Genomic DNA, 13,870 nt, shown 5'->3' with positions numbered 1-13,870 from the left:
AGTCCCGTGCGGCGGCCGGACCGCCGCACGGGACTCCGATGCCCCTGCGGCGGCTCGCCGTCGTGGAGGCGGTTTCGGACAGCTCCGACAGAGAATGGAGTGCTCATGGACCGCCGGATTTTCGGGCTGGAGAACGAGTACGGGGTCACCTGCACGTTCCGCGGGCAGCGGCGGCTGTCGCCGGACGAGGTGGCGCGGTACCTGTTCCGCCGTGTCGTCTCCTGGGGCCGTAGCAGCAACGTGTTCCTGCGCAACGGCGCCCGCCTCTACCTCGACGTCGGCTCCCACCCCGAGTACGCCACCCCCGAGTGCGACGACGTCGTCGAACTGGTGACGCACGACAAGGCGGGCGAGCGCATCCTCGAAGGGCTCCTCGTGGACGCCGAGCGGCGGCTGCACGAGGAGGGCATCGCGGGGGACGTCTACCTCTTCAAGAACAACACCGACTCGGCCGGCAACTCCTACGGCTGCCACGAGAACTACCTGGTGGCGCGGCACGGCGAGTTCTCCCGGCTGGCCGACGTGCTGATCCCGTTCCTGGTGACCCGCCAACTGGTCTGCGGCGCGGGCAAGGTGCTGCAGACCCCGCGTGGCGCGGTGTACTGCGTCAGCCAGCGGGCCGAGCACATCTGGGAGGGCGTCAGCTCCGCCACCACGCGCTCGCGCCCGATCATCAACACCCGCGACGAGCCGCACGCCGACGCCGAGCGCTACCGCCGGCTGCATGTGATCGTCGGCGACTCCAACATGTCCGAGACCACGACCCTGCTCAAGGTGGGCGCCACCGATCTGGTGCTGCGGATGATCGAGGCCGGGGTGGTGATGCGCGACCTCACCCTGGAGAACCCGATCCGGGCGATCCGCGAGGTCAGCCACGACCTCACCGGCACCCACCAGGTGCGGCTCGCCAACGGACGGGAGGCCAGCGCGCTGGACATCCAGGAGGAGTACTACACCAAGGCGCTGGAGTTCGCCGACCGCAAGGGCATCAACACCGGCACCATCGCTCAGGTCCTCGACCTGTGGGGCCGCACGCTGGAGGCCGTCCGGACCGAGCGGCTGGACGGGGTGGCCACCGAGATCGACTGGATCATGAAGTACAAGCTCATCGAGCGCTACCGCGAGAAGCACCAGATGAGCATGTCCAATCCGCGGGTGGCCCAGATCGACCTCGCGTACCACGACATCCACCGCCGCCGCGGCCTGTTCTACCTGCTCCAGGGCAAGGGGCAGGCGCAGCGGGTGACCACCGACCTCAAGACCTTCGAGGCCAAGTCGATCCCGCCGCAGACCACCCGGGCCCGGCTGCGCGGGGACTTCATCCGCCGGGCGCAGGAGCAGCGCCGGGACTTCACGGTGGACTGGGTGCACCTGAAGCTGAACGACCAGGCGCAGCGCACGGTGCTGTGCAAGGACCCGTTCCGTTCGGTGGACGAGAGGGTGGAGAAGCTGATCGCGGGGATGTGATCCCGGGTCCGTGATCGTCGTGATCACGGCGCCGACCGGCCCCGGTGGTGTCTACCGGGGCCGGACACGCGTGGGGCATACGCTGTCCGTCGAGTCAGGAGAGCCGACTTCGACCGACAGTTAGGACCACCGTGCGCCGCACCGCCGGTTTGCTTCTCACCCTGCCCCTGCTGCTGGCGGTTGCGTGCAGCAGCTCCACCAAGGCGGCCGGGCCGGCGACGTCGTCGGCACCCAGCGCGGCCCCGACCGTGCCCACTCCGGTCAACGAGGCCTCGCCGATGCCCACGCTTTCGGGTGGTGGATTCGGGAGCAAGGCCACCATCACCATCCCCGAGGGCCCGCCCAGCGGCCAGTTCGTGGTGAACACCGTCAGCGAGGGCGACCGGGCGACGGTGAACAAGGGCGACTGGGTGACGGTCAACTACACCGCGAAGGACTGGACCACCGGCAAGGACCTGCCCAGCTCGTACGACTCGGGCGGGAAGCCGCAGCTGTACCAGGCGGGCAGCGGGCAGCTGGTGCCGGCCTTCGACCAGAGCGTGATCGACAAGAAGGTGGGCAGCCGGCTGCTGGTGGTGGCCCCGCCGGCGGCGGCCTTCGGGGACCAGGGCAGCAGCCAGCTGGGGGTGGGCAAGGGTGACACCGTGGTGTTCGTGCTCGACATCATGGAGAGCCTGCCGCAGGACGCCACGCTGAGCGGGAACATGACCCAGCCGCCGGCGAACCTGCCGCAGGTCAAGGACAACGGCAAAGCCCCGGTGACGATCACCGTGCCGGCCGGGCAGGCCCCGCCCACCGACCTCCAGCAGGCGGTGCTGATCAAGGGTGAGGGCAAGCAGGTCAAGACCGGGCAGACCCTGGTGGTCCAGTACACCGGGGTGCTCTGGAACAACGGCCAGCAGTTCGACGCGTCCTGGACGCACGGCGGCGCGCAGGCGGTGCAGATCGGCACCGGGAGCGTGATCGAGGGCTGGGACAAGGGGCTGGTCGGCCAGACCGTCGGCAGCCGGGTCGAGCTGGTGGTGCCGCCCGCGCTCGGGTACAAGGACCAGGCGCAGGGCTCGGTGCCGCCCAACTCGACGCTGGTCTTCGTGATCGACATTCTGGAAGCGGTCTAGGAAGACTCCCGGAGGATTCCGTACGCTTGGGCGGGCGCTCGCACACGGAGGCGCCCGCCCTCATCCTGAGCTGTCATACTGCCCACGCACTGTGGCAGGCGCCGCCGGCGCCCGGGTCCAGGGCGGACGGTGCGGCGGCAGACCGGCGGTCACCACGCCGGCGGCACACCTCGAAATGATCTGTGGCGAGATGGATGGGGAGTCATGACTGAGAAAGCGCCGAACCCCGGCGGGCCCGGCACCGCGGCGAACGACGGCTCCGCGGGTGACCCGGCCGCCTCGCGGCCCGGCGGCCCGCTTCCGGGTGCCGGCGAGTCGATCGTCGTGCCGCCGTCGATCCTGAAGCAGCAGGCAGGCTGGTCGAACCCCGACGAGAGCCCGCGGGCCGCGGGCGGCACGAAGACCGGCGAGGCGCCGCAGATCTTCGCGTCCAACGTGCGCAAGTCCGACAGCTCGGAGGCGGGGTACGACGAGAACCCGCCCGGCGTGGGCAAGCTGGGCGTCATCCTCGGCAGCGTGCTGGCCTTCCTGCTGGTGGGCAGCGCCGTGACGCTCTACATGGTGAACAAGGACGACTCGAAGTCGGACGCCAAGCCGGAGGCCGCCAAGACCGCCCCGGCCAAGCCGACCGCCGATCCGGTGCCGCCGATCAAGGACACCGCCAAGGTGCTGCCGACGATCGTCGGCGACTTCGGGAAGAAGGCCGACATCCAGGTGCCGTCCGAGCAGGCCGACGGCTCCTTCGTTGTCAAGGTGCTGTCCGAGGGCAGCGGCCCGAAGGTCGACAAGGGCTCCTGGACCTCGGTGGACTACACCGCCAAGAACTGGAACACCGGCAAGGACATCCCGAGCTCCTTCGACAAGGACCAGAAGCAGTCGATCTTCCAGGCCGGCTCGGACGCGCTGATTCCGGCGCTGGACCAGGCGGTGCTCGGCAAGAAGGCCGGCAGCCGGATCCTCGTGGTGGCCCCGCCGGCCGCCGCGTTCGGCTCCGAGGGCAAGCCGGGCATGTCGATCGGGCCCAAGGACAACCTGATCTTCGTGATCGACATCCGCAACGCCAACGCGCCCGACACCGTGGTGAACGGGACCGTCACCCCGCCGCCCGCGGGCTTCCCGCAGGTCAAGGACAACGGCAAGAAGCCGGCCGAGATCACCCCGGTGGCCGGCGCCGCCGACCCGACCGAGCTGAAGACCCACGTCCTGATCAAGGGCACAGGGCCGGCCGTGGAGAAGGGCGAGAAGGTCGTCGTCCAGTACACCGGCGCGCTGTTCAAGGACGGCAAGGTGTTCGACTCCTCGCTGAGCAAGGGCCAGGCATTCAGCTTCCCGGTCGGCGGCGGCCAGGTCATCCAGGGCTGGGACCAGGGGCTGGTCGGCCAGACCGTCGGCAGCCGGGTCGAGCTGGTGATCCCGGCCGCACTGGCCTACGCCGACAAGCCGCCGTCCGCCGACATCCCGCCGAACTCGGCACTGGTGTTCGTGGTGGACATCCTGGACGCCGGTCAAGGCTGATCCACTTTCGGGTGACAATGGTGTGCGTGTGACCTTCGGGCCCGGCCGCGTGGCCGAGCCCGTACGGGCGGCGGGCGCCCGTACCGTGGTCCGCCGCCCTTACTGTTGAGGGGCGGACCGGGGTGCGGGCGCCCGCCGCTTGGTCATGGATGCAAGCAACCGTGAGAAGAGGGACTGTGAACCTCAACGAGAAGCCTGAGATCGACTTCCCGGGTGGCGAGGCTCCGAAGGAGCTTCAGATCCGCGACATCGTCGTGGGTGACGGCGCCGAGGCCAAGCCGGGCCACATGGTCAAGGTGCGCTACGTCGGCGTGACCTTCGAGACCGGCGAGGAGTTCGACGCCAGCTGGAACCGGAGCCCCAACGAGTTCCAGTTCCCGTTGGGCGCCGGCCGTGTCATCAAGGGCTGGGACCAGGGCGTCGCCGGCATGAAGGTCGGCGGCCGCCGCGAGCTGGTCATCCCGTCGCATCTGGCGTACGGCGCGCAGTCGCCGTCGCCGCTCATCCCGCCGCACTCGACCCTGATCTTCGTGGTCGACCTGCTGGCCGTCTGAGCCGCTTCGGGGCCGTCCTGGCCGGGGCCGCACCTCTGCGCGAGGTGCGGCCCCCGCACGTTTCGAGGACGCGGCTTTTGCAGCGTGTACCGCTACCGGTACGGTCGGTCCCGCCGGGTGACGATCGCCCGGCGGCGCACCTCCCCCAGCCTCCGGCCGGGGGCACCCCCCAGCGCACATGCGCGGCACACCGGAAGGGTCAGCGATGGCGATCGCCAAGGCAGAGCGGCTGATGAATCTCGCCCTGTGCCTGATGAACACCAGACGTCCGCTCTCCAAGAAGGAGCTGCGGGAATCCATCGAGGCGTACCGCGAGGCCTGGCAGACCAGCAGCGAGGACGCCTTCAACCGGATGTTCGAGCGGGACAAGGACGACCTGCGCGAGCTCGGCCTGGTGATCGACGTCGACGAGAACGCCCTGGACGGCGAGCTCGGCTACCTGGCCCGCGCCGACCGCAACCGGCTGCCCGAGATCGCGCTGGACGCCGAGGAGGCGGCGGCGCTTACCCTGGCCGCCCGGGTCTGGCAGCAGGCCAAGATGTCCGGCGCCGCCAGCGGTGCGCTGCAGAAGCTGCGGGCCGCCGGGGTGCCGTTCGCCGAGGCCGAGGGCCGTACCGCCCTGGAACCGCGCATCCCCGCCCGGGAGGCCGCGTTCGAGCCGCTGCTCACCGCCGCCCGGGACCGCCGCCCGGTCGCCTTCGAGTACCGCAAGGCCGGTGCCGCGGCCGTCGAGCAGCGCAGCGTCGAGCCGTGGGCGCTGGAGTGCTGGCGCGGGCACTGGTACCTGGCCGGCTGGGACCGCGACCGCGGGGACGCCCGGGTGTTCCGGCTCAGCCGCATCACCGGCAAGGTGCGCGCGAAGAGCGGGGCGTTCCTGGGCACCGTCCCGGAGCACGTGGACGTGCGCGCGACCGTCGCCAAGTTCGCCGGCGAGGGCGCCACCGCCACCGCCACCGTCCGGGTCCGCCGCGGGGCCGGGTTCCCGCTGCGCACCAAGGCGCTGGGCAGCGCGCGGGTCGACGAGACCTGGGACGAACTGGAGATCCCGTACGGCAACGGACTGGGCGCCGATCTGGCCGAGTTCGGACCGGACGTGGTGGTGCTCGGCCCCGAGGAGCTCCGGGCCGACGTGATCGACCGGCTCCGGGCCGTCGCCGGGCCGGCCGTTGTGACCGAAGGGGTGCAGGCGTGAGTAACGCGATCGACCAGACCCGGCGGATGCTCTCGCTGGTCACCTACCTGCGCGAGCGGCCCGGCGCCGAGGTCGCCGAGGTGGCCCGCGCCTTCGGGATCACCGAGCGCGTGCTGATCGGGGACCTCAACGTGCTGCCGATGTGCGGCACCAGCTTCCGCGGCGGCGACCTGCTCGACATCGACACCGACGGCGAGCGGATCTGGTGGCACAACGTCGACGACGTGGCCCAGCCGCTGCGGCTGGCCGCCGACGAGGCCACCGCGCTGCTGGTCGCCGCCCGGGCGGTGGCCGGTCTGCCCGGCCTGCGGGCCGGGGACCGGGAGGCGCTCACCCGGGCCGTCGCCAAGATCGAGAACGCGGCGGGGGAGAGCGCCGAGGGCAGCGCCCGCGTCGGGGTGACCTTCGAGGCCGAGAGCCACGTCTTCGCCGACATCGACCGCGCGCTGAGCGAGGGCCGCCGGCTCTGGCTGCGCTACTACTCGCACGGCCGCGGCGGCATGACCGAGCGTGAGGTCGACCCGATCCGGCTGCTCACCGAGGGCCACACCTACCTCGAAGCCTGGTGCCGCACCTCCGAGGACCACCGGATGTTCCGGCTCGACCGGGTCGCCGAGATCCGGGTGCTGGACGTGCCCGCCGACCCGCCCCGGCGGGAGCCCCGCGACCTGTCCGGCGGGCTGGTCAACCCCTCCGCGGACGACCCCGAGGTGGTCGTCGAGGTGTCCTCCGGCGGGCGCTGGGTGGCCGAGTACTACACCCACGACCGGGCCGAGGAACTGCCGGACGGCGGGCTGCGGATCACCCTGCGCAGCGCCGACCCCTCGCAGCTGCGCCCGCTGGCGCTGCGGCTGGGCCGGGACGGCCGGATCGTCTCGCCACCGGAACTGGCCGAGCAGGCGCGCGCGGCGGCCCGGGAGGCGCTGGCCGCCTACGGGGAGGGGCGGGTCTGACCGGTGGAGCCCGGGACGAGATTCAAGGTGTACTGCTCGCAGTGCCGGGAGAAGGTGGAGCTCCCGGCCGAGGAGTTCCGCCTGACCCTCGGTCGCACGCCGGCCCAGGCGCACTACAGCTTCGGCTGCCCGCTGTGCGGGGCGGCGGTGCGCAAGCAGGCCGGGGAGAAGATCGTCGCGGCGCTCATCGGGGCCGGGGTGCGCACCATGCGACTCGTCCCGGCGGAGGGATAGCGCCCGTATAGGGTGTGGGCCATGTCCTGGATGCTCGTCGCCGCCGTCCTGCTCGCCACCGCGGGCCTGCTGGTCCTGGGGGTCCTCGCGATCCGGCTCTGGCTGGACGTGCGGGCGCTGGCCAAGGGCGTGGACGCGGCCTCGCGGGCGCTGGCCGACGCCGCCGGGGACCTCGCCGCGGCGGTGCCGGGGCGCTGAGGGCGCGGCTCCTCCGCCGTACGGGGGCTGCAGGACGGGTGTAGGGGCGCGTTACGCTCTCAGGTGGCTCCTGTAGTGCGAACCGGGGGCCGCTGTCCTGTTCGGGCGGCCGACGTCGGGGCGTCATCCGCAGCGGTTACCATCCGCGGCGGGCGGCCCGTCGGTGCCGCCATGACTGAAGGTGGTCGAGCATGCGCATCTCGATGACCGCGATCGTGGTGGTCGTGGTTTTCGCCATCGTGCTCTTCGGTGCCAAGCGGCTGCCCGATCTGGCGCGCTCGCTCGGCCAGTCGATGCGGATCCTGAAGAGCGAGACCAGGGCCATGCGCTCGGACGACGAGCCGGACGGGCCCGCGCGGGACGACGGCGGTGCGGCCACGAGCACGGTCAGGACCATCCAGACCGCCCCCGGGGCGTCCGCCACGGCCCGGCCGGTGGCCGAGCCTTCCGCCGAACGGCCCGCCGCCGACGGCGACCGGCCGCACTGAGCGCGGCGTACGTGACACACGCGACCACTGAGGCCCGTCGACCGGCGGGCCTCGACGCACGAGTTGAGGACCGGGGTTGAGCAAGCTCTCCAAGGCGTCGAAGGCGCCCAAGGATCCCGAGGGGCGGATGGCCCTCGCCGACCACCTGCGGGAACTGCGGAACCGCGTGGTCAAGTCGGTCCTGGCGATCGTGCTGATCACGATCGTCGCGGCGGTCTACCACAAGCAGATCGAGACCTTCCTGCTGAAGCCGCTTCCGCAGTGCACCCCGGAGACCTCCTGGCAGTACCACGGCAAGTGCGCCCAGGTCTCCAACATCGGTCTGACCGCCGGTTTCACCTGGATGCTCAAGGTGTCGCTGACGGCCGGTGTGGTCGCCACCGTGCCGATCTGGCTCTACCAGGTGTGGGCCTTCGTGGCGCCCGGTCTGCACCGGCACGAGAAGAAGTACGCGGTCATCTTCATGACCTGCGGTGCGCCGCTGTTCCTGGCCGGTGTGGGCTGCGCCATCCTGACGCTGCCGACGACGGTCGAGGTGCTGATCTCGTTCACCCCGAACGGCACCACGCCGATCCTGCCGCCCGAGGACTACTTCGACATCGCGACCCGGATGGTGCTGGTCTTCGGCCTGGCCTTCGAGTTCCCGCTGCTGCTCGTGATGATGAACATGGTCGGCATGGTCACCGGCAAGCGGCTGCTCGGCTGGTGGCGCGGGATGGTCATGGGCATCACGGTGTTCGCGGCCTTCGCCACGCCGAGCGCCGACCCGATCAGCATGCTCACGCTGGCCGCGCCGATCTGGGCGCTGTACTTCATCGCGGTGGCCATCGCGCTGCTCAACGACAAGCGGAAGCGGCGCAACAACCCGGACGCCGACCTGGACGACGAGGAGGCCTCCCACGTGGACCTCTCGGTGCAGCCGGTGGCGGGGGCGGAGGCCGTCGAGGCCTCGTCCGCGCCGGCGGCCAGTGCCCCGGTGCCGGCCGCCCGCCGGGAGCAGATGGACGACATCACCTGAGCCGTTGGTCGTGAGCCCCGGCCGGCCGTGTTTCTCGCGGCCGGCCGGGGCTTTTGTGCGGCTTGCTCCGGTTCGGGATTTCGGCGGGGCGGTCTTGGCAGCCACGATGGCATGTGACATATTACTGGCGTGCTCAAGACCCAGAGACCTCCCCTGGACGTCGTCGTGGTCGGCGCCGGAGTCGTCGGCGCCGCCTGCGCCTACTACGCCGCCCGTGCCGGGCTCGCCGTCGCCGTCGTCGACCGCGGGCCGGTGGCCGGTGGCACCACCGGCGCCGGCGAGGGCAACCTGCTGGTCTCCGACAAGGAGCCCGGGCCCGAACTCGACCTCGCCCTGCTGAGCACCCGGCTCTGGCGCGAGCTCGCCGACGACTTCGGCACCGTCATGGAGTACGAGCCCAAGGGTGGCGTGGTCGTCTCGTCCACCCGGGCCGGGCACGAGGCGCTGCGCGCCTTCGCCGCCCAGCAGGCCGCCGCCGGCGTCACCGCGGAGGAGATCCCCGCCGATCGCCTCCGGGAGCTGGAACCGCACCTCTCGCCCGACCTGGCCGGCGGCTTCCACTACCCGCAGGACGCCCAGGTGCAGCCCGCCCTCGCCGCCGCCCACCTGCTGCGCGAGGCCCGGCGACTGGGCGCGCAGCTGATCACCGGCGAGACCGTCCGGGCCGTCCGCAGGGGGTCGGACGGTGCCGTGCTCGGCGTCGAGACGGACCGGCGGCGGCTCGACGCGCCCGCCGTCGTCAACGCCGCCGGCACCTGGGGCGGGGAGCTGGCCGGGCTGGCCGGGGTGCACCTGCCGGTGATGCCCCGGCGCGGGTTCGTCCTGGTCACCGAGCCGCTGCCGCGGATCGTTCGGCACAAGGTCTACGCCGCCGACTACGTCGCCAACGTGGCCAGCGGCTCGGCCGGGCTGCAGACCTCCGCCGTGGTCGAGGGGACACCCGGCGGGCCGGTGCTGATCGGCGCCAGCCGGGAGCGGGTCGGCTTCGACCGCACCCTCTCCCACGAGGTGCTGCATCGGCTGGCCGCCCAGGCCGCCGAGCTGTTCCCGGTGCTCGCGGACGTCACCGTCATGCGCGTCTACCGGGGCTTCCGCCCGTACCTGCCGGACCACCTGCCGGCCATCGGCGCCGATCCCCGGGTGCCCGGGCTCTACCACGCCTGCGGGCACGAGGGCGCCGGCATCGGGCTCGCTCCGGCCACCGGGCTGCTGATCGCCGAGCAGCTGACCGGGAAGCAGCCGGAGCTGGACCTCGCGCCGTTCCGGGCCGACCGCTTCCCGGCTGCCTGACATCCGTACGTACCCTTCCCGGATTGGAGAAGCCACCGATGCGCCGCACCCCCGCCGAGCTGGTCGGGGCCGAGCCAGGCCCTGCCCACCACATCGAGTTCGACGGCCGCGCCGTCCCGGCGCTGCCCGGGCAGTCGATCGCCGCCGCGCTCTGGGCCGACGGCGTGCTCGCGTGGCGCACCACCCGGGTCGGCGGCCGGCCGCGCGGGGTGTTCTGCGGGATCGGCGCCTGCTTCGACTGCCTCGCCACCGTCAACGGACGCCCCAACCAGCGCACCTGCCTGCTCCCCGCCGAGCCCGGCACCACCGTCACCACCCAGGAGGGCCACGGCCGTGCCGACCTCGCCGTCTGACGCGTCGACGTACGACCTCGCGGTGATCGGGGCCGGCCCGGCCGGGCTCGCCGCCGCCGTCACCGCCGCCGACCTTGGCCTGCGCTGCGCCCTGCTCGACGCGGGTCGGCAGACCGGCGGGCAGTACTACCGCCACCCGGCGTCAGGCCTCGGAGCGGCCCGGCCGGACCGGCTGCACCACGGCTGGTCCGTCTACACCGGCCTCGCCGACCGGCTCGCCGCGCACCGGGAGGCCGGGCGGGTGGACTTCCTCGGCGGTCACCAGGTGTGGGCGCTGGAGCGCACCGGCGACGGCTACGCCGTGCACGTCACCCTCGGGCCGGAGGCCGCCGACCGGGCCACCGTGCCGGCCGCGGCCGTGCTGCTGGCGACCGGCGCGTACGAGCGGCAGCTGCCGTTCCCCGGCTGGACCCTGCCCGGGGTGGTCACCGCGGGCGGCGCCCAGGCCATGCTCAAGGCCGGGCTGGTGCTGCCCGGCCGGCGGATCGTGGTGGCCGGCAGCGGGCCGCTGCTGCTCGCGGCGGCGTCCTCGCTGGTCACCGCCGGGGCGGAGGTGCCGTCGGTGGTCGAGGCCACCGACTACCTCGGCTACGCGCGGCGCCCGGGCGTGCTGGCGGCCGTCCCCGGCAAGCTCGTGGAGGGCGCGGGGCACGGGAGTGCACTGCTGCGGCACCGCGTCCGGCTGCGCCGGCGCAGCGCCGTCGTCGAGGCGCACGGCACCGACCGGGTCAACGCCGTCACGGTGGCCAGGCTGGACGCCGACTGGCGGCCGGTGCCCGGCACCGAGCGCCGGATCGACTGCGACGCGCTCGCCGTGGGCCACGGCCTGCTGCCGCAGATCGAGCTGGCGACCGAGCTGGGCGCGGCCACCAGCACCGGCCCGGACGGCGCCGTCGCGCTGCAGGTCGACGCCCGGCTGCGGACCACCGTGCCCGGCCTCTGGTCGGCCGGTGAGACCAACGGCGTCGGCGGCGCCGACCTCGCGATCGCCGAGGGCGAGCTGGCCGCGCACGCGGTGGCCGACCTGGCCCCGCGGCCCGCGCTGCTGCGCCGCCGGGCGCGGCTGCGGGCCTTCGCCGAGCTGATGGCCGCCGCCCACCGGCCGGGCCCCGGCTGGACCGGCTGGTTGCGCCCGGACACCGACGTCTGCCGGTGCGAGGAGGTGCCGGTGGCGCGGATCCGGGAGGCCGTGGAGGAGCTGGGCGCGGGCGATCCGCGGACCGTCAAGCTGCTCACCCGCGCCGGGATGGGCTGGTGTCAGGGCCGGATGTGCGGTCCGGCCGTGGCCTGCTTGGCCGGCTCCGGTGAGCCCGGGCCGGACCGGCGCCCGTTCGCCTGCCCGGTGCCGCTGTCCCAGCTGGCGGCCGCCGAGGACTGAGGCTCCTCGCCGAACACGAGGGCCGGAGGCTCTTGTCTCCGGCCACCCTCTCTAATAAAATGTCACACCTCACCAAGGAGTCATCACCGTGTCCCACACCCCGCACGACAGCACCCGCCCCTGGCGCGGCATCATGGTCGCCACCACGATCCCGCTGCGCCCGGACCACTCGGTCGACTACGACGCCTACGCCGAGCACGTCCGCTGGCTGATCGAGTCCGGCTGCGACGGCGTCGTCCCCAACGGCTCGCTGGGCGAGTACCAGACGCTCACCGCCGAGGAGCGCGCCCGGATCGTCGAGGTCGCCGTCGAGGCCGCCGGTGACGGCTCCCGGGTCATGCCGGGCGTGGCCGCGTACGGCAGCGCCGAGTCCCGCCGCTGGGCCGAGCAGGCCGCCGAGGCGGGCGCGGGCTCCGTCCTGCTGCTGCCGCCGAACGCGTACCGGGCCGACCACGCCTCCGTCCGCGCGCACTACGCCGAGGTGGCCGCGGCCGGTCTGCCGATCGTCGCCTACAACAACCCGATCGACACCAAGGTCGACCTCGTCCCCGCGCTGCTCGCCGAACTGCACGCCGAGGGTTCGATCGTCGCGGTCAAGGAGTTCAGCGGCGACGTCCGCCGGGCGTACGAGATCGCCGAGCTGGCCCCCGGGCTGGACCTGCTGATCGGCGCCGACGACGTGCTGCTGGAGCTGGCGCTGGCCGGCGCGGTGGGCTGGATCGCCGGCTACCCGAACGCCCTGCCGGAGGCCTCGGTGGCGCTCTACAACGCCGCCGTCGCGCACGACCTGGAGACCGCGCTGCCGCTGTACAAGGCGCTGCACTCGCTGCTGCGCTGGGACTCGAAGACCGAGTTCGTCCAGGCCATCAAGCTCTCCATGGACATCGCCGGGCGCCCCGGCGGCCCCGTCCGCGCGCCGCGCCTGCCGCTGGCGCAGGACATCGAGGCGGCCGTCCGCGCGGCCACCGAGAAGGCGCTGGCCGAGGGCCTGGCGTAGGAGTTCCCCCGTCGTCACCCAGGCCGGCTGCGGGGGCAGTCGGCCCGGCCTCCACCCACCCCGTACCGTCGTTCCGACTTTCCGACCTTCCGACGGGAGCCGTCACCCATGCGCAGCCGTCACGTCTTCCACGCCGTCGACTCGCACACCGAGGGCATGCCGACCCGGGTCATCACCGGCGGGTTCGGTGTCATCCCCGGCGCCACCATGGCCGAGCGCCGGGTGCACTTCCAGCAGCACCTGGACCACTTCCGCACCCTGCTGATGTACGAGCCGCGTGGCCACGCCGCGATGAGCGGCGCCATCCTGCAGCCGCCGACCCGGCCGGACGCCGACTTCGGCGTGCTGTACATCGAGGTCTCCGGGCTGCTGCCGATGTGCGGGCACGGCACCATCGGTGTCGCGACCGTGCTGGTCGAGACCGGCATGGTGCCGGTCGTCGAGCCGGTCACCACGGTGCGGCTGGACACGCCCGCCGGGCTGGTGATCGCCGAGGTGCACGTCGAGGACGGCGCCGCCAAGGCGGTGACGATCCGCAACGTGGCCTCGTACTCGGTCGCGCTCGACCGCAAGATCGAGGTGCCCGGCTACGGCACCGTCGGCTACGACCTGGCGTACGGCGGCAACTTCTACGCGATCCTGCCGCTCGCCGAGTTCGGGCTGCCGTTCGAGCGCGAGCGCAAGCAGGAGATCCTGGACGCCGGGCTGGCCCTGATGGACGCCATCAACGCGAGCCCCGACCGTCCGGTGCACCCGGAGGACCCGTCCATCCACAGCTGTCACCACGTGCAGCTGCTCGCGCCCGGCTCGACCGCCGAGCACTCGCGGCACGCGATGGCCATCCACCCCGGCTGGTTCGACCGCTCGCCCTGCGGCACCGGCACCTCGGCGCGGATGGCGCAGCTGCACGCGCGCGGCGAACTGCCGCTCGGGCGGGACTTCCGCAACGACTCGTTCATCGGGACGACCTTCATCGGGCGGCTGGTCGAGGAGACCGAGGTGGCCGGGCACCCCGCCGTGGTGCCCACCGTCACCGGGCGGGCCTGGGTGACCGGAACCGCCCAGTACTTCCTCGACCCGAGCGACCCGTTCCCGGCCGGCTTCCTGCTGTGACC

15 protein-coding genes are annotated in these 13,870 nt (G+C 72.7%); all 15 read left to right on the top strand.

Going from position 1 to position 13,870, the window contains the following annotated elements; translation table 11 throughout:
- Positions 1-105 precede the first annotated feature (105 nt).
- Positions 106-1,467, top strand: coding sequence for a Pup--protein ligase (gene pafA / locus F7Q99_RS04280; RefSeq protein ID WP_153460122.1), 1,362 nt, complete (start codon positions 106-108; stop codon positions 1,465-1,467).
- Between the two features lie 131 nt (positions 1,468-1,598).
- The gene (locus F7Q99_RS04275; protein ID WP_326846251.1) at positions 1,599-2,585 is read left to right on the top strand and encodes an FKBP-type peptidyl-prolyl cis-trans isomerase; all 987 of its coding nucleotides are present in this window, start codon (positions 1,599-1,601) and stop codon (positions 2,583-2,585) included.
- A gap of 204 nt (positions 2,586-2,789) precedes the next feature.
- Entirely contained in the window at positions 2,790-4,100 is a 1,311-nt protein-coding gene (locus F7Q99_RS04270) for an FKBP-type peptidyl-prolyl cis-trans isomerase (RefSeq protein ID WP_153460121.1), read from the top strand.
- 176 nt (positions 4,101-4,276) lie between these two features.
- On the top strand, positions 4,277-4,654 hold the full coding sequence (locus F7Q99_RS04265; RefSeq protein WP_407697738.1) for an FKBP-type peptidyl-prolyl cis-trans isomerase: 378 nt from the start codon (positions 4,277-4,279) through the stop codon (positions 4,652-4,654).
- 205 nt (positions 4,655-4,859) lie between these two features.
- Positions 4,860-5,846: a helix-turn-helix transcriptional regulator gene (locus F7Q99_RS04260; protein WP_153460119.1), complete on the top strand. Its 987-nt coding sequence runs from the start codon at positions 4,860-4,862 to the stop codon at positions 5,844-5,846.
- Between the two features lie 26 nt (positions 5,847-5,872).
- Entirely contained in the window at positions 5,873-6,799 is a 927-nt protein-coding gene (locus tag F7Q99_RS04255) for a helix-turn-helix transcriptional regulator (protein WP_153465787.1), read from the top strand.
- Positions 6,800-6,826: 27 nt separating this feature from the next.
- Positions 6,827-7,033, top strand: coding sequence for a hypothetical protein (locus F7Q99_RS04250; RefSeq protein WP_230210152.1), 207 nt, complete (start codon positions 6,827-6,829; stop codon positions 7,031-7,033).
- 21 nt (positions 7,034-7,054) lie between these two features.
- Positions 7,055-7,231, top strand: a complete 177-nt coding sequence (locus F7Q99_RS04245; protein WP_153460118.1) for a hypothetical protein — start codon at positions 7,055-7,057, stop codon at positions 7,229-7,231.
- 191 nt (positions 7,232-7,422) lie between these two features.
- A complete protein-coding gene (gene tatA / locus F7Q99_RS04240; protein ID WP_153460117.1) occupies positions 7,423-7,719 on the top strand; it encodes a Sec-independent protein translocase subunit TatA in 297 nt (98 codons plus the stop codon).
- A 127-nt stretch (positions 7,720-7,846) separates the two neighbouring features.
- Complete coding sequence (gene tatC / locus F7Q99_RS04235) at positions 7,847-8,737, top strand: twin-arginine translocase subunit TatC (RefSeq protein ID WP_153465786.1); 891 nt, start codon at positions 7,847-7,849, stop codon at positions 8,735-8,737.
- 129 nt (positions 8,738-8,866) lie between these two features.
- Positions 8,867-10,027, top strand: a complete 1,161-nt coding sequence (locus tag F7Q99_RS04230) for an NAD(P)/FAD-dependent oxidoreductase (protein WP_326846250.1) — start codon at positions 8,867-8,869, stop codon at positions 10,025-10,027.
- A gap of 38 nt (positions 10,028-10,065) precedes the next feature.
- A complete protein-coding gene (locus F7Q99_RS40860; RefSeq protein ID WP_230210443.1) occupies positions 10,066-10,380 on the top strand; it encodes a (2Fe-2S)-binding protein in 315 nt (104 codons plus the stop codon).
- A complete protein-coding gene (locus tag F7Q99_RS04225) occupies positions 10,361-11,758 on the top strand; it encodes an FAD-dependent oxidoreductase (protein WP_326846249.1) in 1,398 nt (465 codons plus the stop codon). The genes F7Q99_RS40860 and F7Q99_RS04225 overlap by 20 nt, the downstream gene beginning before the upstream one ends.
- A 133-nt stretch (positions 11,759-11,891) precedes the next feature.
- The gene (locus F7Q99_RS04220) at positions 11,892-12,755 is read left to right on the top strand and encodes a dihydrodipicolinate synthase family protein (protein WP_153465784.1); all 864 of its coding nucleotides are present in this window, start codon (positions 11,892-11,894) and stop codon (positions 12,753-12,755) included.
- A gap of 108 nt (positions 12,756-12,863) precedes the next feature.
- Positions 12,864-13,868, top strand: coding sequence for a proline racemase family protein (locus F7Q99_RS04215; protein WP_153460115.1), 1,005 nt, complete (start codon positions 12,864-12,866; stop codon positions 13,866-13,868).
- The last annotated feature ends 2 nt before the right edge of the window (positions 13,869-13,870 follow it).

Origin of the sequence: Streptomyces kaniharaensis, assembly GCF_009569385.1 — a bacterium.
Lineage (GTDB): Bacteria > Actinomycetota > Actinomycetes > Streptomycetales > Streptomycetaceae > Kitasatospora > Kitasatospora kaniharaensis.
This window is presented reverse-complemented; position numbering and strand designations above follow the sequence as displayed.

Coding starts and splice junctions, on each gene's coding strand:
- pafA (WP_153460122.1), top strand. CDS start 106: ATGGACCGCCGGATTTTCGGGCTGGAGAACGAGTACGGGGTCACCTGC.
- F7Q99_RS04270 (WP_153460121.1), top strand. CDS start 2,790: ATGACTGAGAAAGCGCCGAACCCCGGCGGGCCCGGCACCGCGGCGAAC.
- F7Q99_RS04260 (WP_153460119.1), top strand. CDS start 4,860: ATGGCGATCGCCAAGGCAGAGCGGCTGATGAATCTCGCCCTGTGCCTG.
- F7Q99_RS04255 (WP_153465787.1), top strand. CDS start 5,873: ATGCTCTCGCTGGTCACCTACCTGCGCGAGCGGCCCGGCGCCGAGGTC.
- F7Q99_RS04245 (WP_153460118.1), top strand. CDS start 7,055: ATGTCCTGGATGCTCGTCGCCGCCGTCCTGCTCGCCACCGCGGGCCTG.
- tatA (WP_153460117.1), top strand. CDS start 7,423: ATGCGCATCTCGATGACCGCGATCGTGGTGGTCGTGGTTTTCGCCATC.
- tatC (WP_153465786.1), top strand. CDS start 7,847: ATGGCCCTCGCCGACCACCTGCGGGAACTGCGGAACCGCGTGGTCAAG.
- F7Q99_RS40860 (WP_230210443.1), top strand. CDS start 10,066: ATGCGCCGCACCCCCGCCGAGCTGGTCGGGGCCGAGCCAGGCCCTGCC.
- F7Q99_RS04220 (WP_153465784.1), top strand. CDS start 11,892: ATGGTCGCCACCACGATCCCGCTGCGCCCGGACCACTCGGTCGACTAC.
- F7Q99_RS04215 (WP_153460115.1), top strand. CDS start 12,864: ATGCGCAGCCGTCACGTCTTCCACGCCGTCGACTCGCACACCGAGGGC.